At 74.0% G+C, this 20,177-nt stretch carries 15 protein-coding genes; 9 read left to right on the plus strand and 6 right to left on the minus strand.

Annotation, left to right across the window (positions count from 1 at the left end; translation table 11 throughout):
* From G3I54_RS17700 to G3I54_RS17710, 3 genes are all read left to right on the plus strand, one after another.
* Positions 1-1,585: hypothetical protein (locus G3I54_RS17700; RefSeq protein ID WP_203686574.1), on the plus strand; the 1,585-nt coding region annotated here is incomplete at its 5' end.
* A 289-nt stretch (positions 1,586-1,874) separates the two neighbouring features.
* Positions 1,875-3,251, plus strand: coding sequence for an alpha-amylase family protein (locus tag G3I54_RS17705; RefSeq protein WP_164615829.1), 1,377 nt, complete (start codon positions 1,875-1,877; stop codon positions 3,249-3,251).
* Positions 3,252-3,364: 113 nt separating this feature from the next.
* The gene (locus G3I54_RS17710; protein WP_164615830.1) at positions 3,365-4,633 is read left to right on the plus strand and encodes a GNAT family N-acetyltransferase; all 1,269 of its coding nucleotides are present in this window, start codon (positions 3,365-3,367) and stop codon (positions 4,631-4,633) included.
* Positions 4,634-4,725: 92 nt separating this feature from the next.
* Here the strand turns inward: G3I54_RS17710 and G3I54_RS17715 are convergent, their stop codons facing one another.
* The gene (locus tag G3I54_RS17715; RefSeq protein WP_164615831.1) at positions 4,726-6,501 is read right to left on the minus strand and encodes a coagulation factor 5/8 type domain-containing protein; all 1,776 of its coding nucleotides are present in this window, start codon (positions 6,499-6,501) and stop codon (positions 4,726-4,728) included.
* A gap of 322 nt (positions 6,502-6,823) precedes the next feature.
* Between G3I54_RS17715 and G3I54_RS17720 the strand changes: the two genes are divergently transcribed.
* On the plus strand, positions 6,824-7,327 hold the full coding sequence (locus G3I54_RS17720) for a DUF4265 domain-containing protein (RefSeq protein ID WP_164615832.1): 504 nt from the start codon (positions 6,824-6,826) through the stop codon (positions 7,325-7,327).
* Between the two features lie 37 nt (positions 7,328-7,364).
* On the opposite strand, the gene G3I54_RS17725 is transcribed toward G3I54_RS17720, so the two are convergent.
* Both G3I54_RS17725 and G3I54_RS17730 read right to left on the minus strand, forming a co-directional pair.
* Positions 7,365-7,949 carry a sugar O-acetyltransferase gene (locus tag G3I54_RS17725; protein ID WP_164615833.1) on the minus strand — a complete coding sequence of 195 codons (585 nt, stop codon included), beginning with the start codon at positions 7,947-7,949 and terminating at the stop codon, positions 7,365-7,367.
* Positions 7,946-9,199, minus strand: a complete 1,254-nt coding sequence (locus G3I54_RS17730; protein WP_164615834.1) for an MFS transporter — start codon at positions 9,197-9,199, stop codon at positions 7,946-7,948. The genes G3I54_RS17725 and G3I54_RS17730 overlap by 4 nt, the downstream gene beginning before the upstream one ends.
* A gap of 103 nt (positions 9,200-9,302) precedes the next feature.
* Between G3I54_RS17730 and G3I54_RS17735 the strand changes: the two genes are divergently transcribed.
* The 5 genes from G3I54_RS17735 to G3I54_RS17755 all read left to right on the plus strand — a co-directional run bounded on the left by G3I54_RS17735 (position 9,303) and on the right by G3I54_RS17755 (position 17,268).
* Complete coding sequence (locus G3I54_RS17735) at positions 9,303-10,280, plus strand: winged helix-turn-helix domain-containing protein (RefSeq protein ID WP_164615835.1); 978 nt, start codon at positions 9,303-9,305, stop codon at positions 10,278-10,280.
* A 220-nt stretch (positions 10,281-10,500) separates the two neighbouring features.
* Entirely contained in the window at positions 10,501-13,290 is a 2,790-nt protein-coding gene (gene lanKC, locus G3I54_RS17740) for a class III lanthionine synthetase LanKC (RefSeq protein WP_164615836.1), read from the plus strand.
* Between the two features lie 44 nt (positions 13,291-13,334).
* Positions 13,335-13,466 (plus strand): SapB/AmfS family lanthipeptide, encoded by a 132-nt coding sequence (locus tag G3I54_RS17745; RefSeq protein ID WP_003966507.1) that lies wholly within the window; start codon positions 13,335-13,337, stop codon positions 13,464-13,466.
* Between the two features lie 80 nt (positions 13,467-13,546).
* On the plus strand, positions 13,547-15,295 hold the full coding sequence (locus G3I54_RS17750) for an ABC transporter ATP-binding protein (protein WP_164615837.1): 1,749 nt from the start codon (positions 13,547-13,549) through the stop codon (positions 15,293-15,295).
* A complete protein-coding gene (locus G3I54_RS17755; RefSeq protein ID WP_164615838.1) occupies positions 15,292-17,268 on the plus strand; it encodes an ABC transporter ATP-binding protein in 1,977 nt (658 codons plus the stop codon). The genes G3I54_RS17750 and G3I54_RS17755 overlap by 4 nt, the downstream gene beginning before the upstream one ends.
* Here the strand turns inward: G3I54_RS17755 and G3I54_RS17760 are convergent.
* The 3 genes from G3I54_RS17760 to G3I54_RS17770 all read right to left on the minus strand — a co-directional run bounded on the left by G3I54_RS17760 (position 17,237) and on the right by G3I54_RS17770 (position 20,085).
* Positions 17,237-17,845: a response regulator transcription factor gene (locus G3I54_RS17760; protein ID WP_164615839.1), complete on the minus strand. Its 609-nt coding sequence runs from the start codon at positions 17,843-17,845 to the stop codon at positions 17,237-17,239. The two genes, G3I54_RS17755 and G3I54_RS17760, sit on opposite strands and share 32 nt — an antisense overlap.
* Before the next feature lie 268 nt (positions 17,846-18,113).
* Entirely contained in the window at positions 18,114-18,995 is an 882-nt protein-coding gene (locus G3I54_RS17765; protein ID WP_164615840.1) for a transglutaminase-like domain-containing protein, read from the minus strand.
* A 94-nt stretch (positions 18,996-19,089) separates the two neighbouring features.
* Positions 19,090-20,085, minus strand: coding sequence for a GNAT family N-acetyltransferase (locus G3I54_RS17770; protein ID WP_164615841.1), 996 nt, complete (start codon positions 20,083-20,085; stop codon positions 19,090-19,092).
* Positions 20,086-20,177: the final 92 nt, after the last annotated feature.

Here is a 20,177-nt window from a genome sequence, read left to right on the forward strand (position 1 = left end):
CCTCGGCGGTCCCGGCGGTCCCGGTGCGGGCAGCCCCACCGGCTCCGGCGGTCCCGGTGCGTCCGGCGGCGACGAGGGTCGCTCGCGTCCCGACCTGCCCTACTTCTCGGACGCCCCGCAGTCCGGCGGCGCTCCGGGCGGTCCCGGCCGCAGCGCGCTCGACGCCTACGGAGCCGAGCCCTCCGGCCCCGGCGGAGGCCCGCGTTCCACCCCCGGCCCCGGGGTGCGTACGCCCGGTCCGTCCGGCCCCACCACGGGACCGGTCACCGGCACCTCCTCGCTTACCCCGAACCTCGACGGCGTCCCGGGCCTCGGCGGCCCCGGCCCGATGGTCCCGGGCGTCCCCGGCGGCGTACCGCCCCGGATGTCCGACGACACCGCGATCCTCACGCCGCAGGCCCCGGCGCCCGAGCCCGGCCCCGGCGGCCATGTCTCGGGCGACACGCTGACCAGCGGCATCCCCGTGGTGCCCAGCGAGCCCCGCACCCCGTTCCCGGGCGGTCCGGGCACCCCCGGCGGCCCGGTGACGGGCGGGCCCGGTGGCCCCGGCGGTCCGGGCGGACCCGGTGTTCCCACGCCCGGTCCCGCCGCCACGCGTCCGGCCCAGCAGTCCGCGGCGGCCCCGGCCCCCGCGAAGAAGGGCCGCTCCAAGCTGGTCCTGCTCGGGGTGGCCGCGGTCGTGCTGCTCGGCATCGCGTACGGAGCGGGCCTCCTGCTGAACCACGCCGAGGTCCCCAAGGGCACCACGGTGCTCGGCGTCGACATCGGCGGCGGCACGAAGGAGGAGGCGGTCGCCAAGCTCGACGCCGCCCTCGGCGAGCGGGCCAAGAAGCCGCTCCAGCTGTCGGTGGACGGCAAGGAGGAGCAGCTCGACCCGGCAAAGGCCGGTCTCACCCTGGACAGCCAGGAGACCGTGCGCGGCGCGGCGGGCAGCGACTACAACCCCGTCTCGGTGATCGGCTCGCTGTTCGGCGGGGAGCGCCCCGCCGACCCGGTGATCCCGGTCGACGAGGAGAAGCTCGGCGTGGCGCTGACCGACCTGGCGGGCGCCTCCGGCTCCGCCAGCGACGGCACGATCCGCTTCGAGCCGAACAAGGCCGTGGCGGTGCCGGGCAAGCCGGGCAAGACGCTGGACGCCGGCCAGTCCCTGATCTCGGTCCGGGACGCCTACCGCGCCCAGGTGCAGACCGGGCAGGACCGGCTGGTCGAACTCCCCGTCACCACCAGCGAACCCACCATCACCAAGGCCGAACTGGACCGGGCGATGAGGGAGTTCGCCGAGCCCGCGATGTCCGGTCTGATCACCATCAAGGCCGGACCCAAGCAGATCCAGTTCGGCCCGGCCCGGTCGCTGCCGCAGATCCTCTCCATGAAGGCCGTGGACGGCCGGCTGGTCGACGTCTACGACAAGAAGGCGATCGACACGCTCCTGGACGGCGTCTTCGACGGCATCATGGCCGTCAAGGGCGACGGCAAGAAGCACCAGGTCGGCCCGGACGACGTGGCCCAGGCGATGAAGACCGCCCTGGCCGGGAAGACCCCGGCCGAGCGCACGGTCACCATCGACCTGACCGGCCAGGGCTGACGCCCCGGCACGGACACCCGCGCTTCACCCGCTCCACCCCTCCGCCCCCGCCCGGGAACGTCTCCGGCCGGGGGCGGAGTCGTCGGCGGCCGGCCGGGATCCGGGCCGGCCTCCCCGACTTCCCCACCTCGTAAGAACTTTCAGAAACAATCTGGAAACCGTTGCATGCACCTTGACGTGTCCATCGCCGGACGGGCAGGCTCCGAACTCCCCCCACGGCAGCCAGGCGCGTGGCTGCCCACGCCGGGTCCGGGCGAACGCCCCGTACCCGCGACCGAAGGAGCCGCAATTGAGTTCCCGCGCCGCACGCGCAACCCTGGCGGGCCTGCTCGCCGCCGGTGGCCTCGCGGTCCTCGCCCCCTGGTCCTCCCAGGCGACCCCACCGGGCGAGAAGACCGTCACCGCCACCCTCTTCGAGTGGAAGTACGACGCGGTCGCCGCCGCCTGCACCGACACCCTGGGCCCGGCCGGCTACGGCTATGTCGAGGTCTCGCCCGCCACCGAGCACATCCAGGGCGATCAGTGGTGGACCTCGTACCAGCCCGTCAGCTACAAGATCGCCGGACGCCTCGGTGACCGGGACTCCTTCGCCGCGATGGTGGAGAGCTGTCACACCGCCGGGGTCAAGGTGGTCGCGGACGCCGTGATCAACCACATGGCCGCCGGGTCCGGCACCGGGACGGGCGGCACGTCGTACACCAAGTACGACTACCCCGGCACCTTCCAGGACCAGGACTTCCACGGCTGCCGCAAGGACATCGCGAACTACGGCGACCGCGACGACGTCCAGAACTGCGAACTGGTCGGCCTCGCCGACCTGGACACCGGCAGCGACGCCGTACGCACGACGATCGCCGGCTATCTCTCCGACCTCCGCTCGCTGGGCGTCGACGGCTTCCGCGTCGACGCCGCCAAGCACATGTCCGCCGACGACGTCGCCGCGATCAAGGGCAAGATGGACGACCCCGGCTTCTGGGTCACCGAGGTCATCCACGGCGGGGGAGAGGCGGTCCAGCCGGAGGAGTACACCTCGATCGGCGACGTCGACGAGTTCCGTTACGGCGGCCACCTCAAGTCCGCCTTCCAGGGCGGCGGCCTGTCCGGCCTGAAGTCGATCGCCGACGGCAAACTGCCCGGAGCCTCGGCCCGTACGTTCGTCGACAACTGGGACACCGAGCGCAACGGCTCCACCCTCACCTACAAGGACGGCGCGGCCTACACCCTGGCCAACGTCTTCATGCTCGCCTCGCCCTACGGATCGCCGAACGTCTTCTCCGGCTACACCTGGTCCGACAAGGACGCGGGCCCGCCGAACGGCGGTGCTGCGGACTGCGGTTCCGACGCCTGGACCTGCGTCCACGCCCAGCAGGAGGTCACCGGCATGGTCGGCTTCCACAACGCCACGGCGGGCGCGGAGCTGACCGACTGGTGGGACGACGGCTCCTCCGCCCTCGCCTTCGCCCGTGCGGGCAAGGGCTTCGTCGCCATCAACAACGGCGACGCGGAACTGACCCGCACCTTCACGACGACGCTGCCGGCGGGCACGTACTGCAACGTGGTCGCCGCCGCCCCGGACGCCTGCGACGGCAACGAGGTCACGGTCGCCGACGACGGCACGGCGACGGCCACGGTCCCGGCGCGCGGGGCGGTGGCGCTGCACGGCTAGCCGGCGAACGCGCGGGCCCGGGCCGTCGGCAGGCGGTCCGGGCCCGCGCGTTCCATCATGGAAGGAGGGGCGGAGGCAGACGGGGACCGTCGACAGCTGGGCTGGGCCGGATCATGGCCGTGTGGCATGTGCGGGACTTCGTGCCGGAGGACCTCGAAGCCGTCGTGCGGCTCGACGGGGAGAGCGGGACCACCGGGCAGCCCGCCGTGTTCCGGCTGTCGGAGGTCGTCGCCGCGCTCCAGGGCCAGAACCCCGGGGTGGTGGCCGTGGCGGACGGGCATCTCGTCGGGGCCGCCGTGGGGCGGGTCGACGGCGAGCGGGCGTGGGTGCTGCGGATCGCCCTGCATCCCGCCTGGCGGAATCTGGGGCTGGGCACCGCGTTGCTGTCCGCGCTGGAGCACCGGTTGCAGGGGGCCGGGGCGGTGCTCGTGGCCGCGGTGCTGCCCGAGGACGAGACCGGCGCCACCGCGCTCGGGAACTCCGGGTTCCGGGTGCACCGGGGGCTCACGTACTTCGAGAAGGTCCAGTCGGTGACGGCCGAGGGGTCCGCGGTGCTGGCCTCGCTCGGCGCGACCGTACCGCCCGCCGGGCTCTGGGAGCGGCTCGCCGGGATGGCGGAGGAGAAGGGGCTCGTCGAGCGGCGGATCGTGCTGCCGCTGGCCCATCCCGAGATCGCCGACGAGCACGGGGTGGAGCCGCCGCAGGCCGTCGTGCTGTTCGGCCCGCCCGGCACCGGCAAGAGCACCTTCGCGCAGGCCGTCGCCAGCCGGCTCGGCTGGCCGTTCGTCGAGCTGTTCCCCTCCCGGCTCGCCCTGGAGGACGGCCTGGCCAACGGGCTCGGCCGCCGCTTCGAGGAGATCGCCCAGCTCGACCATGTCCTGGTGTTCATCGACGAGGTCGAGGAGGTCGCGGGGGCGCGCAATCTCGCCGATCCGGTGTCCGTGGGCGTGGTCAACGAGCTGCTCAAGTCCATCGTGCGGTTCCGTGACCGCGACGGGCGGCTGCTGATCTGCGCCACCAACACCGTCGCCGCGCTGGACCCCGCGTTCCTGCGCCACGGCCGGTTCGACTACGTCCTGCCCGTCGGGCCGCCCGACCACGAGGCCCGCACCGCGCTCTGGGCCAGCTATCTCGCCCGTACCGGCGCGGAGGCGGACACCGCCCTGCTCGCCGACGCCAGCGAGGGGTTCACGCCCGCCGACATCAAGCAGGCCGCCCGGACCGTCGCCCAGGCCGTCTTCGAGCGCACCCTGGACACGGGCACCCGCGTGTACCCCACGACCGAGGACTTCCTGCGCACCATCAGCCGCACCCGGCCCACGGTCACCACCGAGATGGCGCTGGAGTTCGCCGACCACACCATCCGGTACGGGCGCACCTGAGGGCCCGCCGCCGGACAGCGGAGCGGGGCCCGGCGCTCACCAGCAGCCGGGCCCCGCTCCCGTACCTCTCCCGTACGTCTCCGGGTCCGGGACTACGGGAAGTTCACGACCTGCGAGGGGATCGTGTCCGGGCCGGATGTGGGGGATCCGACGTCGTTGATCACGTGCTCGTACTGGCCGTTGCCGCCGAGCGAGACGACGATCAGGCTGTGGAACTTCACGCCGGGCTTCACCGGGGCCTTGAAGCCATGGCCCTGGATGATCGTCGGGTCGACGTTGTAGTAGCAGTAGCTGCCCATGCCCCAGCCCTCGTGCTGTTCCACCGAGTCGTCGACGCGGTAGGCGGCATAGCCCTTGGTGTCGCCGTTCTGGATCGCCTCCTGGTTCGGGGCGTCGTAGGCCTTCTCGTTCTGGAAGAAGATCGTCCGGCCGCGCTCGCCGTACCACTCCACGTCGTACTTGTTGAAGTGCTCCACGAACAGCCCGGTCGCCAGGACGTCGTCGCCGTTGACGCGGACGCCGTAATCGGCCCGGTTGGTCTCCCAGCCCCAGCCCTCACCGTGGTCCGCACGCCACACCCAGGTGTGGTCGATGATCGTGTCGTCGCTGTTCACCACGATGCTCGTGGTCGCCTTGCCGGGGCCCGCGCCGCCGATCCGCACGAACACGTCCTGCAGCGACGTCGGGTTCGCCGAGTGGTCCGCCGAGGCGTTCTCCGGGCCGACCTCGATCAGCGTCTCGGAGTTCACCGGGCCCGCGTCGACCAGGAGGCCCGCGAGCTTCACGCCGTCCACGTCACCGACCTTGATCGCGGTCACCCCGTTGTCCGGGATGATCGTGGCCAGGCCGAGGCCGAGGGCCACGGTGTCCGCGCGGTTGATGTTGATCGTCTCGTCGACGTGGTAGACGCCGGGCGTGAAGAGCAGATGCAGGCCCTGCTCCACGGCCGCGTTGATGGTGGCCGCGTCAGCGCCCTCCTTCACGACGTAGAACTGGTCCAGCGGGATCGACTCGCCGGCCGGTGTGCCGTCGGCCCACGAGACGCCGCGCGCGTTCTCACGCTTCTCCGGCACGAAGACCTTGTAGTCGTCGCCGTCGAGGTAGAGGAACGGCTTCTCGCGCGAGATCGGGGTGGTGTCGAGGGTGGTGTACGGAGGCTCCGGGAAGCTGTTGGCCGGTGCGCCCTCGACGCCCGAGAACGTCATGTTCCAGACGCCGTTGCCCCAGCCGCCCACGGAGCTGTCGCGGGTGTACCACTGCTGCTGCGAGTACGGTCCGACCTCGCCGTCGATCTTGCTGTCGGCGATGTAGCCGCCGCTGGCCCAGCCGTATCCGTCGGGCGCGAGGTTGAGCCCGCCCTTGACGTGCATCCGGCGGAACGGAGCCGCCTGCGAGACCGCCCAGCGGTTGGTGCCGGAGACCGGGTTCAGCGTCAGGTTCTCCGCCGAACGCCAGAAGTTCTGCGTGGCGTTGCCGTCGAACCAGCCCGCGTCCACGGTGACATCACCGTTGAACGTGGTGTCGTTCGGGTTGAGCCCGAGACCGGCGATCTGCGTGTAGAAACCGATCTGCGCGTTGATGTTGTCGTACGTGCCCGGCTTGAACATCAGCGCGTAGCGGTCGCTGCCGAACTGCGCCGACTCCTGCTTCTTGAAGATCTCGTCGACCTTGCCCTGGATGTCGGGCGTGGACGGGTCGAAGACATGGACGTTGGGGCCGAGGTCGCCGCCGCCCGGCACCGCCTGGGCCTCCTCGCCGAAGGCGGTCTGCGCGGTGGGTACGGACATGAGCATCGCCACGGCGAGCGCGGCGAATCCGAGGGCCCGGGTGCGGCGGCGGGTGCGTGGTGCGGTGGGGGGAGCATGCATGGGGAACGTCTCCTGGGTCGTGGTACGTGTGCACGACGAACGGACGAGAGAGCCTTGGGGGGAGGCGCTGGGAGAGCGCTCTCTCGTTACGGTGATGTTTCCCCGGTAGGCCTGTACGCGTCAAGAGGTGTGCATCAGGAGCCTCAGAAGATGCCGCTGGATCCAACAACTGGCGTTGTGTGTCGGCAAATTGACCGTTCCGGCGCGGCGGCTGCGCCCCTTGGCTTCAGAAGCTGATGTCGTGCCTGGTCGTCGTGGTGCGCGTCGCGGTGATCGTCGTCGTGGACAGGCGGGCGCGCCGCACGCGGGGGACCATGGGGCCATGAGTTCCCCCGCCGGTCCGCAGCGCCCTCCTCGCGAAGCCGAGCAGATCAAGGTCTGGTTCCGCTGCGTCCCGCGCGAGGGCCGGCCGCCGTACGACACCGAGGGGTTGTGGGCGACGCGGCTCGGCCCGGACACCGCGCGGGTGGACAATGTGCCCTTCCTCCAGGACGGGGTCGCCGAGGGCGAGACCGTACGGTTCCGGACGGACGACGACGGGGTGCACTGGGCCGCCGGCCGGGTGGCGGAGTCGGGCAACTGCACGGTGCGGGTGCTGCCGGTGCCGGACGGCCCGCTCGGGCGCGACGCACGGGCCGTGCACGAGCGGCTCGCCGCCTTCGGGCTCACGGGCGAGGTGTTCAGCGCCGAGTTCCCGCTGGTCGCCCTGACCGTGCCCGGCGGTGCGGATCTGCGCGGGCTCAAGGCGCTGCTGGCCCGCGGCCGGGACGAGGGCTGGTGGCACTTCGAGGTCTCGTGCGTCACGGACGCCTGGCGGGCGGCGTGACGCACGAGGGGTCACGGGTGTGCGGAGCGCCGAGGGGTCACGCCTCCGGCTCGCCGATCTTCCGGATCACCCGGGCCGGGTTGCCGACCGCCACCACGTTCGCGGGCAGGTCCTTCGTCACGACCGCCCCCGCGCCGACCACCGTGTTCTCGCCGATGGTCACCCCGGGGCAGACGATCACACCGCCGCCCAGCCACACGTTGTCGCCGATGGTGATCGGCTGCGCGGCCTCCCACTTGGCGCGGCGCGGCTCCGGGTCGACGGGGTGGGTCGGGGTGAGCAGCTGGACGTTCGGGCCCATCTGGACGTCCGCGCCGATGGTGATGCGGGCGACGTCCAGGAGGACCGCGCCGAAGTTGATGAACGTCCGGGGGCCGATGGTGGTCTGGTAGCCGTAGTCGACCCGCAGCGGCGGCCGTACCTCCACGCCCTCGCCCACCTCGCCGAGGAGTTCGGCCAGGACGGCGCGCCGGGCCTCGGGGTCGGCGGCCGAGGTGGCGTTGTAGCGCTCGCTCAGTACGGCCGCGTGCAGTGCCTCCGCCGCCAGCTCGGGGTCGTCGGCGATGTACAGCTCGCCGGAGAGCATGGCTTCCTTCTGGCTGGGCCTGGCGTTGTCGCTCATGTGGTCTCTTCCGGTGCGGGGTGTGCGGTGCGGGGTGTACGGGAAGCTCGCGGTGATCCGTTCGCTCCGAGCAGTCTGCCCCCGTCGGCGTCGGTACGATCACGCAGCCCCGGGGCCAGCGCCAGCGTCACCGCCACCGAGAGCCCCGCGACCGCCGCCATGCCCGTCGCGGGGGAGGTCAGCTGGGCGATGCCGCCCGCCACGGCCGCCCCCACCCCCTGCATCGCGAGCATGCCCGAGCTGCTCAGCCCGAGCGCCTGGCCGCTGAGCTCCTGTGGGGTGAGGGCCATCAGCCGTTCCTGGAGCAGCAGACTCGCGGCGAAGCCCACGCTCGCCAGGACCACCACCGCCAGCGCGAGGGGCAGCCCCGGCCGCAGCGCGAAGAGGAGGTAGGGCGCGGCCAGCAGCAGCCTGAGCGGAGCCCCCAGCCGGGCCCGCCATCGTGCCGCGACGAACCGCCCGACCAGCGTGTCCCCGGCCAGCATCCCCAGGGCCCCGCCGGCGAAGAGGAGCCCGGCGTGCCCGGGCGCGTACGCCACGTACAGCGACTCGCAGCCGACGACGAGCCCGTTGGGCACCCACAGCGCCAGGAACACGTACCGGCGCGGTGTGGACGACCAGAGCAACGCGTTCGTCCGGTGGGTCTCCCGGATCGAGGGGTGGCCGGTGGCCCGGGGCGGCCGGGCGGTCAGCCCGAACCGGGTCACGGCCGCCGCGACCGCGTACAGGGCCGCCCCGATCAGCAGGGTGCCGCGCGCCGAGAACACCGCCACCAGCAGCCCGCCCACCGCGAACCCGCAGATCTGCATCGCGCCGCCCGTCATGTTGAGCACGGAGCGGCCGAGCAGGAATCCCTCGCGCGGAACGATCTCGTTGAGCAGCCCGTACCGTACGCCGCCGCCCGGTGACGCGACCGCGCCCACCACCAGCAGGACGGCGAACGCGGCCCACAACGGCAGTCCGGGCGCGGCCTGGACGCAGGTGGCCACCGCGGAGAGCAGGGCCAGCGCGGTCAGCGCGGCGCGCGGCGGCAGCCGGTCCGCCGCCGACAGCAGGGTGAGCGCCCCGGCGACGTGGGCCAGCGACGGGCCGAACATCGCCAGCGCCGACAGCAGCGGCGAGCCGGTCCGCGCGTAGACGAGGGTGCCCAGCGCCAGGCCGGTCGCGGTCTGGGCGGCCGTCTGCACGGAGACGGCCGCGAAGAAGGGGGTGAACTCCGGGGTCCGGAACAGTTCGCGGTAGGTGCGCATGATGCGGAGTCTCCGGAGGCCGCCGCCGGGACCGTTACTGTTTCGCGCGGACGCGAAAGCGCGGGGCGGGCGGCAGGCGGCGAACGACGGGGCGGTGGGGCGTGTGGGCTGGTGGCAGGTGGGTGCGGACACGCTCGCGAACAGCCGGTTCGTCGTCTCGCCGCTCGCGGAGACCGTCGCGAGCCTGATGGTCCTGGAGCGGGCCACCGCCGCGCACCCGGGGGAGCGCGCCTGGCTGGAGACCCATCTGCCCGCGTACCGGCGGCGGACAGCCGAAGAGCCGGTCTCCGCGCTGGTGATCCGCTCCGCCCTCGCGCCCCGCTGGACCGCCGACTTCCTCGTCCCCGCGCCCGTCCCCGCCCCGCCCGGCCAGGCCCCGCCCTCCTTCGCCGAGGAGGTCGCGCGGATCCGGGCCACCCCGCCCGACCGGGCCCGCGCCGAGCTGGCCGAGGCGCTGCGCGGGCCGCTGCCCGCCGCGCTGGACCGGAACGACCTGGCCGAGCGCGCCGCCGACGTCGTGGAGTGGGTCTGGACGCACACCGTGCTGCCCGACTGGCCGAGGCGGCGGCGGATCCTGGAGGCCGATGTGATCGCCCGCGCCGCACAGTTGGGGAGCGGCGGGTGGGCCGAGGCGTTGAACGGCATGCGGCCCGGCGTCCGTTGGCTGGGCGACAGTCGGCTCCAGATCAACACCTACGACAACCCGCCCCGTGAACTGGGCCGCGCACAACTGCTGTTCATCCCCGTCACCCCCTACCAGTGCTGGGTCTGCTGGGACATTCCGTACCGGTACGGGCTGGTGTACCCGTGCTCCGGCGCGCTCGCCGAGACCGGGCGCGTTCCCGCGCCCGCGGCCCTGGGCGCGCTGATCGGCCCGGCGCGGGCGGCCGTCCTGGTGCTGCTGGCCTCCCCGCTCAGCACGACGCAGCTCGTCGCGCTGACCGGCCAGGGGCTGGGCTCGGTCGGCCGCCATCTGCGGATCCTGCTGGACGCCGGGCTGGTGCGCCGCCGCCGGGCGGGCCGCTCCGTGCTCTATTTCCGTACGGAGTCGGGGGACGTGCTGGTGCACGGAGCGGGCTGAGGGCGAGGCGGGAGCGCCCCGCGCGCGCCCTCGTACGCCCCCGGCCCGTACCCGTCCACAGCTGGGCGGCCGGCCAAAGCGCATCGGTACACGGTGCGCTCCGCATGCCCGGTGCGCATGTGTGCGCATGTACGAGTCGTGACAACCGTGACTATGGGCACCCCTCGTCGTTGTGACAATTTCTCTCTCGCCGCGAAAGAACCGAGCGAGGGGACCGTGCGTGAATCCGGAGTACGCCGCGTACTGCCAGGCGGACCGCCGCTTCTACGACGCGCCCCACCGCTCCCTCGGACCGGACGGAGCCGTCGACGAGGAGAGCTCGTTCTACGCGGCCGTCCGTGGCTCCGCACCCCGGGGGTGGACCCGCTCCCGGCGCGGCGACTGGCTCTCGTACAGCCCCGACGGGCTGCGCCTGCCGCCCCAGGGCTGGAAGATCCATGTCTCGGCCGCCCTCGACAACGCGGCCTGTGTGCTCGACCGGGTCCTCGCTCACTGCCTGGAACACCGGCTGGCCTTCAAGTGCATACCGAACCCGGGGCTGTTGGCCCTGCGGAACGCCAAGTACGCGGACCGGGCGGGCAGCGGGAAGTTCATCACCGTCTACCCGCCGTCCGACGAGGCGTTCCCCGAGGTGTGCACCGCCCTGATGGGGCTCCTCGACGGCGAGCACGGCCCGTACATCCTGAGCGACCTGCGGTGCGGGAACGGTCCCGTGCACACCCGGTACGGAGCGTTCGCCGCCCGCTTCTGCTCCGGTCCGGACGGGCGGCCCGTGCCCGCCGTCGCCGATCCGCGGGGCCGGCTCGTCCCCGACGACCGGGGCCCGGCCTTCCGTGTGCCCTCCTGGGTGACCCCGCCCGGCTTCCTCATGCCGCACCTGGAGGCCCGCGCCGCCGTGGGCCTCGCGGACCTCCCGTACACCGTCGAGAAGGCGCTGCACTTCTCCAACGGCGGCGGGGTCTACCTCGGCCGCGACACCCGTACCGGCGAGCAGGTCGTCCTCAAGGAGGCCCGGCCGTACGCCGGTCTGGCCGCCGACGGGGCGGACGCCGTGGCCCGGCTGGAGCGGGAGAGGGCCGCGCTGGAGCAACTGGCCGGGCTGGACTGCGTACCGGCCGTCCGGGACGTGTTCGAGGTCGGCGACCATCACTTCCTGGTCCTCCAGTACATCCCCGGCACCACCCTCAACACCGTCTTCGCCCGCCGCTTCCCGCTCGCCCGGCAGCACCCGTCGGCCGAACTGCTCGCCGAACACGCCGCCTGGGCCGAGGAGTTGTACGGGCAGGTCGAGCGCGCCGTCGAGGCCGTGCACGCCCGGGGCATCGTCATCAGCGATCTGCACATGAGCAATGTCATGGTCGACGAGGAGGCCTCGCGGATCGTCCTCCTCGACTTCGAGGCCGCCTCCCCGGCCGCCGAACGCCGCCGCCAGATCGTCGCCAACCCGGCCTTCGTCGCCCCGCCCGACCGGCGCGGCGCCGACATCGACCGCTACGCACTCGCCTGTCTGCGGCTCGCCCTGTACCTGCCGCTCACCACGCTGTTCGGCATCGACCGCACAAAGGCCGCCGGGCTCGCGCGGGACATCGCCCGCGTCTTCCCGGTCACCGAGGAGGCGCTGCGGCCGGCGGTCGCGGAGATCCTGCGCGACATGGGGGCGGGTCGTGACCCGGGGGCTGGCCGTGGCGCAGGGGAGCCCGCCGCCCGGGCTTCGGTTCGCGCTTCCGCCCCCGCATCCGCTTCCGAACCTGCACCTGCACCTGGTCCTGTACGTGCTCCCGGCCCCGGCCCCGTCTCCGCTTCCGTTCCCGACCTCGGTGACTGGCCGCGCAGCCGTGACGCGATGGTCCGGGCCATCGCCGCCTCCTGCACACCGGAGCGCGAGGACCGATGTTTCCCCGGGGACATCGCCCAGTTCGCCACGGCCACCGGCGGCCAGTCCTTCGCGTACGGCGCGGCCGGCGTGCTCTACGCCCTCCACGAGACGGGCGCCCCGCCGTGCGGACCGGCCGAGGACTGGCTCCTGCGGCACGCCAAGGACCCGGCGTCCGGCAGCCCGCTCGGCTTCTACGACGGACTCACCGGCATCGCCTGGACCCTGCACCGGATCGGCCGCACCGACGAGGCCGCCGACCTCCTCCGGATCATCCTCGACCAGCCCCTGGAGGGCCTCGCGCCCGGCCTCCACAACGGGTACGCGGGCATCGGCCTCGCCCTCGACGACCTGGCCCGCTCCGCCCGCGCCGCCGACGCCCCGGCACTGTCCGCCGCCGCGGCCCGCTGCACCGCCCTCGCCGTCCGCGCGCTCGTCGACGGTCCGCCGTCACCGCGCACCGGACTGCTGCACGGCGCGAGCGGCATCGCCCTGCTGCTGATACGGCGGTACGCGACCACCGGCGACGCCGCCCTGCTCGGCCTGGCGGCCACCGCCCTGCGCCGCGACGTGGAGCGGTGCCGGGCCGGGGACGAGGGCGAACTCCTCGTCGTCGAGGGCAAGCGGCTGATGCCGTACCTCGGTTCGGGCAGCGCCGGCATCGCGGCCGTCATCGACGCCTACCTCGCCCACCGCCCGGACCCCGCGCTCGAAGCGGCGGGCCGCGCCCTCCTGCCGGCCGCCCGCTCCGCCTTCTACGTCCAGCCCGGACTGCTCCGCGGCTCGGCCGGACTCCTGCTGCACCTCGCGGCCACCCCGCTGTGCGACGCGCCCGACCGGGAGCGCGCGGTCGCCCGCCACACCGAGCTGCTGGGCAGCCACGCCGTGGCGTACGGAGACGGAATCGCGTTCCCCGGCGAGCAGTTGATGCGCCTGTCGATGGACCTGGCCACCGGGACCGCAGGCGCGCTCCTCGCCCTGGGCGCCGCGTCCGGGCGGTCCACCGGACTGCCCTTCCTGCCCGCCGGACTTCCTGTCCCGCCCGCCGCTCCGGCGGCGCACCCCGGCCGCGCGAGCGGCCCCAAGAACCGGCCCCTCCAGGGGTCGTCGGACCGGCCCCACCCGGGGTCGTTCTAGCACCACCGCCCAAGCACCACCAAACGTCCCCGAAAGGACACATCATGGCGCTTCTCGACCTTCAGGCGATGGACACCCCGGCCGAGGACTCCTTCGGCGAGCTCGCCACGGGCAGCCAGGTCTCGCTGCTGGTCTGTGAGTACAGCTCGCTCAGCGTGGTCCTCTGCACCCCGTGACCCGCACCGGCCGGCCCGTCGGTGATCCTCACCGGCGGGCCGGCCGGCCACGTGCCCGCAGGAACAGGAAAGGCGACCACGTGCGTCTGCACCCACGCCCGGGCACGGCGTCCGCCGCCGGCGCCCGGCGGCTCTCACGGCTCCACCCGGCCGCCCTCCTCGGGCTCCTCCTCTGCTCCACCGGCGGGGCGCTCGCCGCCCTCGCCCTGCCCGCCGCCCTCGGCCACACCGTCGACCGGCTCGTCTCCGGCGGCCCCGTGCCCTGGTCCTGGCTGCTGCTCTGCGCCGCCCTGACCCTCGCCGAGACGGGGTTCGACGCGGCGGCCGCCGTGACCGGCACGACCACCACCGCCCGGCTCACCGCATCGCTGCGCACCCGCACCGCCGCCCGGCTCCTGGCCGCCGAACCCCGCCGCGCCCTCGCGCTGCCCACCGGCGACCTCACCGCCCGGCTCACCGCCCGCACCGCCGACGCCGCCTCCGCGCCCGTCACCGCCGCCGGAGCCGTCGCGGGCGTCCTGCTCCCGCTCGGCGCGATCGTCGGCCTCCTCCTCATCGACGTGTGGACGGCCGCCGCGCTCCTCCTGGGCGCACCCCTCCTCGTCGCGCTGCTGCGCACCTTCACCCGCCGGACCGCCGACGCCGGGGCCGACTACCAGCGCGCCCAGTCGCTCATCGCCCACCAGCTCACCGAGGCCCTGGACGGAGCCGACACCATCCGCGCCGCCCGCACCGGCGCCCGCGAACACCGCCGCGTCCTGGAACCCCTGACCGCCCTCGCCGAACACGGCAGACGTACCTGGGCGGTGTACGGGCGGGCCGTCGGCCGCAGCGGACTCCTGCTGCCCCTGCTCATGCTGCTGGTCCTCGCGGTCGCCGGACTCCGGCTCGACGCGGGCGCGATCGGCGTCGGCGACCTGGTCGCCGCCTCCCGCTACGCGAGCCTCGCCGTCGGCATCGGCGCCCTCACCGGCGCGCTCGGCTCCCTGGCCCGCAGCCGCGCCGCCGCCCGGAGCCTCGACCCCCTCCTCACCCTCGCCCCGCTGCCGCACCGCGGCCTGGGCCCGGCGCCCGACGCCCCCGGACACCTCGAACTCCGGGACGTCGGCGTCGAACAGGACGGCGGCCCGCTGCTGACCGGCGTCCACCTCACCGTCCCCGGCGGCACGTCCCTGGCCGTCGTCGGGCGCTCCGGCTCCGGCAAGTCGGTGCTCGCCGCGGTCGCCGGACGGCTGCTCGACCCGGACACCGGCAGCGTGCTGCTGGACGGCGTGCCGATGGACGCCATGGAACCGGCCCGGCTGCGCCGCGAGGTGGCGTACGCCTTCGCCCGCCCCGCCCTTCCCGGGGTCACCGTCGAGGACACGATCGCCTACGGGCCGTGGACCGCGTCGCCCGAAGCCGTACGCGAAGCCGCCCGCGCGGCCCGCGCCGACGGGTTCCTCGCGCTGCTCCCGTACGGCTACGCGACCCCGGTCGCCGACGCCCCGCTCTCCGGCGGCGAACGCCAACGCCTCGGCCTGGCCCGCGCGTTCGCCCACCCGGGCCGCCTGATGATCCTCGACGACGCACTGTCCAGCCTCGACACCGTGACCGAGCACCACGTCCGGCGCGCCCTGGACGCCCGGGCCGGCCGCTGCACCCGGATCATCGTCGCCCACCGGCTCTCCTCGGCCGCGCGGGCGGACCGGGTCGCCTGGCTGGAGGGCGGCCGGCTCCGCGCGACGGGCCACCACGACGAGCTGTGGGCCGACCCGGAGTACCGCGCGGTCTTCAGCAGCGCCCCACCGGGCGAGCAGCTGGAGCGGGCCGGAGCGGAGACCCGATGACGGACGACGAAGCACGCTCCCGACCTGACGCGTCGCGCGAGGCAGGCCCTGAACGCGACGCACGCCCTCAGCACGACGCCCCGCGCGAGGCGCGCCCTCCACGAGACACCCCACGCGACTCCCAATGCGACTCCCAGCACGACGCCCCGCTCCGCCGGGTCGCCCGCGAGGCGCGCCCCTTCCTGCGGGCGCGTACCGGCGTGGTCCTGCGGCTGGCCGGCTGGTCCCTGCTGGAGTTCGCGCAGACCTTCCTCAGCGGATACGGCGTCGCCCGCGCGCTCGACGACGGGTTCCTCGCCGCCCGCCCGCTGACCGGTCTCCTCTGGCTGGCCGTCGCCGCCGTCGCCGTGCTGCCCGCCGTGCTCGCCGCGCGCGGTGTGTTCGGGCGGCTCGCGGACCTGGTGGAGCCGCTGCGCGACGGACTGGTCCGGCGCGCCGTGTCACGGGCGATGACCGGCGCGCTCGCCCACCCGGCCGGCGACGTCAGCACCCGGTCCCTGTCGCAGGTCACCCATCAGAGTGAGATCGCCCGCGACGGCTGGGCCGGACTCGTCCTGACGCTGCGCTCGTTCGTGTTCACGGCCGCCGGGGCCGTCACCGGCCTGCTGGCCCTCTCGCCCGCCCTCCTCCTGATCGTGCTGCCCCCACTGGCCCTGGGAGCCGCCCTGTTCCTCGGCACCCTGCGGCCGATGGCCGCCCGCCAGCGCGACTACCTCGCCGCCGACGAGGCGTACGCCGCCCACGCGGGCCGGCTCGCCGCCTCCGTACGCGACATCGCCGCCGCCGGGACCGCCGGGCGGACGGTGGCCGAGTCCCGGACCCTCGCCGGGGCCCAGCTCGCCGCCTCCCGTTCGCTGGCCCGCTGGTCGGCCGTAAGGGTGCTGGCACTCGCCGTCTGCGGCCGGTTCCCCCCGCTCCTGCTGCTCCTGGCGGCGCCCTGGCTGCTGCGGAACGGGCTCACCCCGGGCGCGCTGGTCGGCGCGCTGACCTACCTCACCCAGGCCCTCGCCCCCGCCGTCCAGGCGCTGATGACCATGCTGGGCACGGTCGGGGGCCGGCTCGTCGTGGTCCTGGACCGGTTCACGGACGCCCCGCCCCCGCCCGCCGACGACCCGCCCCCGCCCGCCCGGGCCGCCGCACCGCCACCGCGCGGAACCCCGGTCGCCGAGCTCCACGAGGTCACCTTCGCGTACGGGCCCGGCGCCCACCCCGTCCTGGACCGGCTCTCCCTGACGATCGGGGCGGGCGAGCACCTCGCGGTCGTCGGCCCGAGCGGCAGCGGCAAGTCGACCCTGGCCGCCGTCCTCGCCGGGACCGAGCGGCCCACCGGGGGAGCGGTGCGGTGGCGGGGGCGGCCGGTGCGCCCGGCCGACGCCACCTCCGTACGCGTCCTGCTGCCCCAGCACGCCTATGTGTTCAGCGGCTCGCTGCGGGACAACCTCCGCTATCTCCGGCCCGACGCCCGCGACCGGGAGATCGCGGCCATGGCCGACGCGCTCGGCCTGGACGCGCTGCTCTCCCGGCTCGGCTCCCTGGACGCGGTGCTCGAACCGGACCGGCTCTCCCAGGGCGAACGGCAGCTCGTCGCCCTGGGCCGGGCCTACCTCGCCGCCCCGCCGCTGCTGATCCTCGACGAGGCCACCAGCCGGCTCGACCCGGCCGCCGAGACCCGCGCCGAGCTGGCGTTCGCCGCCCTGCCGGGAGCGCTGGTCGTCGTCGCCCACCGGCTCAGCTCGGCCCACCGCGCCGAACGGACCCTGGTGATGGACGGCCCGCGCACCCGGTGCGGCACCCCCGCCGAACTCCTGCGCTGCAGCGCCCTCTACCGGGACCTGGCCGGTCTCTGGGACCGGGAGGAGCCGGCAGCGCCGACAGCACCCGAAGGGCTGAAAACAGGGCACGGCAAGGAGCGTGGCATGGACCAGGGCAAGGAGCGCGGCATCAGATCCACCCCGCCTCCTTCGCCCGTCTGATCGCGTCGAGCCGATTGCGCGCCCCGGACTTCCGTATGGCGGCGGCCAGATAATTGCGGACCGTCCCCTGCGTCAGGTGCAGTCGAGCGGCGATGCCGGCCACGGTCTCACCCCCTTCGGCCATCGAGAGCACACTCAATTCCCGCGGCGATAACGGCATGTCGGCCACCTGAAGCAGGCTGAAGGCGAGCGACTCGTCGATATGCCGTCCGCCGTCGGCCAGTTTGTGCATCACCTCGGACAGGTCGTCCACCGGGCGGTACTTGTCGATGTAGCCGAGCGCCCCCGCCTCGTACGCCCGCCGCAGCCCGCGCGGCCGGTCGCTGCGGGTGAGCACGGCGAGCGGAAAACAGGGTCCGCCGTGCGGTGCGGTCATCGTCCGCACCTCGTCCAGGACGTCGAGTGCGCCCGGACAGTCGAGGTCGGTGAGGAGCACGTCGGGCCCGGGCCCGCTCAGCGCGGCGCGTATCGCCCCGTGTTCGGCGGTGCGGACCTCTATGCCCCGCCCCGTGCCGAGGAGCGAGGCCAGCGATGCGCGCCACAACGGCACGGTGTGGACCAACAGCACGGTTGTCATCGATCTGCCCTCAGGTTTCTCTTCCGGCCCGCCGGACGCGGAATGCGACGGGCTGTACGCATCCGGTGACGGGTTTCCAGTTGAGCGCATGGGCATTCGCGTACGCGGACGAACGGGCCGAAAAGCGCGTCCGTTGGGCGCGGAAGGGGGCGTTCGGATGTAAAACGGGAGCGCACATCGCCCACGGACCCATCCGTCTCGCCACCACAAGGGCGTTCGGACGGCCGGTGCGGGACGGATTTCGCGGATTGCCCGCCGGAGGGCCGGTTCAGTTCAGCAGGGCGCGTGCGGCGTGGGCCTTGCGCCGGATGTTCTCGGCCGTCGTCGGCTCGATTCCGTCGAGGACTTCCGCATATTCCTCCATCTCCGCCGCCCCGCGCAGGAATTCACCGCGCTGGACGAGGAGCTGGGCGTGTTCGTAGCGGAGCCTCGCCGGATGCGAGGGCAGCAGCAGCGACAGCTCCACCGCCCACAGGGCCACGTCCGTGCGCTCGGGCCGGGCCGCCGCCCACGCCCGTACGTTGTTCAGGATCCGCAGCACGATCTCCAGCGGCCGCGCGGGCGCCATCATCGACGGCTCCAGTGCCGCCCCGGTCGCCCCCGTGACCAGCAACTCCGCGTCCTGCCCGGTCAGCGGCGCGCCCCCGGCGAACGGATCGGCCAGCACCGAGCGCTCCGGATCGCCGAAGCCGACGACGAAATGGCCGGGCAGCGCCACCCCGTACACCGGAGCGCCCGCCCGCCTGGCGACCTCGATCCAGACGACCGACAGCAGGATCGGCAGACCCCGGCGGCGGCGCAGCACCTGCTGGAGCAGCGAGGAGTCCAGCCGCTGGTAGTCCACCGACGAGCCGCCGAACCCGCAGCGTTCGCCGAGCAGTTCGGCCAGCGCCGAGGCCCAGCCGGCGGGGGAGCGGGAACCGTAGGGCAGCAGCCCCGCCAGCCGGTCCAGCTCGATCTGCGCGGCGTCGATGCCGTACGGGTCGGGATCGGCCTCCCCCGGAACCACCGGGCGGACCTCGGCCGGGCCCACCGGTCCGGCCTCCGCGCCCAGCAGCAGACAGAGCAGGGCGAGGTCAGGCCGCTCGGACCGGGCCTCCTCGGCGAACTGCCGCCGCCGCTCGGCCGTCCCGGAATCCAGCGCGCTCATATGCGACCCATGCCCTTGTTCCTCCGACCCGGGGCGTCCCCGTGACCCACGGCGTCCTTCCGATCCACGTCCCGGCGGCCCACCGCGTGGCGCCTCACGCCGAGCGGTAGTGGTGGTAGCGGTGGTGGGCCGCGAAGCCCATGCCGTCGTACAGCGCCCGCGCCCCTTCATTGCCCTCCTCCACCTGGAGCCAGGCCGCCGAGGCGCCCTCGTCCAGCGCCCGGCGGGCCAGCGCGGTCATCACGGTGGTGGCCAGCCCGCGCCGCCGCTGCTCCGGGTCGACCTCGACGGCCATGAAGCCGGCCCACCGCCCGTCCACGACGCACCGCCCGATCGCGGCCGGCGCGGCGGAGTCCCCGGGGACCGTGGCGAACCAGACCGAAGGGCCGCTGCCCAGCACCCGCAGCACATGCGGACCCGGCGTCGAGAAGCGCTGGTAGCGGGCGAGCCAGGCCTCGTCCGGCGTACGGCTCAGCCGGACCGCCGCGATGTCCGTGTCCACGTCACCGACCGGCGCCAGCGCGGCGATCCGCACCTCCGCCGAGACCTCGCGCCGCCAGCCGTGCCGCTCCAGCTCCGCGCACAGGATCTCCTGCGCGCCCTCGGCCCCGGTCGCCGTCTGGACGTACGCGGGCAGACCCCGCTCCTCGTACCAGTCGCGGACCCGCCCGAGCGCCTCGCCGAGCGGCAGACCCGGATCGCCGAGCGGCAGCGCGGAGTTGGCGCGCCGGGTGAAGCCCCCGGCGGCGCGCAGCCGCCAGTCGCCCAGCGGCTCGCTCTCCACCGGCTGCCAGGCGCGCGCGGTGACCGCGGCCAGCTCCTCGAAGGAGGCGGCGGGGCCCCGCCGACGGGCCGGCGCGGCGGGCACGACCTTGCCCGCGACCAGCGCGGATTCCACGATGTGGACGGACTCCCCGCTCTTTCGTGTGATCGAGAGCACACCGTGGTCCCATGATGTGAGCACCCCGACCGTGTCGGTGAACTCCACGCCCGTGCCGCCGCCGTCCGCCCGGCGCCGCACGGACACGCGTTTGCCCACGTCAGCGGGGGTGATACGGACTTCCAGCCGTCCGCCGATGGTGAATTCCACAGCTCTCTCCGCCCCTCCTGTTCGGATCGTGCCCGAGAACGGAGATACTAGGGGCGGGCATCGACGACGCCGCGCTCCCGCGCGAGAGCCAA

This window comes from Streptomyces sp. SID14515 (genome assembly GCF_010548505.1).
Taxonomy (GTDB): Bacteria; Actinomycetota; Actinomycetes; order Streptomycetales; family Streptomycetaceae; genus Streptomyces; species Streptomyces caviscabies.

Bases quoted from the DNA above. Each gene is read 5' to 3' on its own strand.
- G3I54_RS17710 (WP_164615830.1), top strand. From the start codon at position 3,365: ATGGCCGTGTGGCATGTGCGGGACTTCGTGCCGGAGGACCTCGAAGCC.
- G3I54_RS17715 (WP_164615831.1), bottom strand. From the start codon at position 6,501: ATGCATGCTCCCCCCACCGCACCACGCACCCGCCGCCGCACCCGGGCC.
- G3I54_RS17720 (WP_164615832.1), top strand. From the start codon at position 6,824: ATGAGTTCCCCCGCCGGTCCGCAGCGCCCTCCTCGCGAAGCCGAGCAG.
- G3I54_RS17725 (WP_164615833.1), bottom strand. From the start codon at position 7,949: ATGAGCGACAACGCCAGGCCCAGCCAGAAGGAAGCCATGCTCTCCGGC.
- G3I54_RS17730 (WP_164615834.1), bottom strand. From the start codon at position 9,199: ATGCGCACCTACCGCGAACTGTTCCGGACCCCGGAGTTCACCCCCTTC.
- G3I54_RS17745 (WP_003966507.1), top strand. From the start codon at position 13,335: ATGGCGCTTCTCGACCTTCAGGCGATGGACACCCCGGCCGAGGACTCC.
- G3I54_RS17755 (WP_164615838.1), top strand. From the start codon at position 15,292: ATGACGGACGACGAAGCACGCTCCCGACCTGACGCGTCGCGCGAGGCA.
- G3I54_RS17760 (WP_164615839.1), bottom strand. From the start codon at position 17,845: ATGACAACCGTGCTGTTGGTCCACACCGTGCCGTTGTGGCGCGCATCG.
- G3I54_RS17765 (WP_164615840.1), bottom strand. From the start codon at position 18,995: ATGAGCGCGCTGGATTCCGGGACGGCCGAGCGGCGGCGGCAGTTCGCC.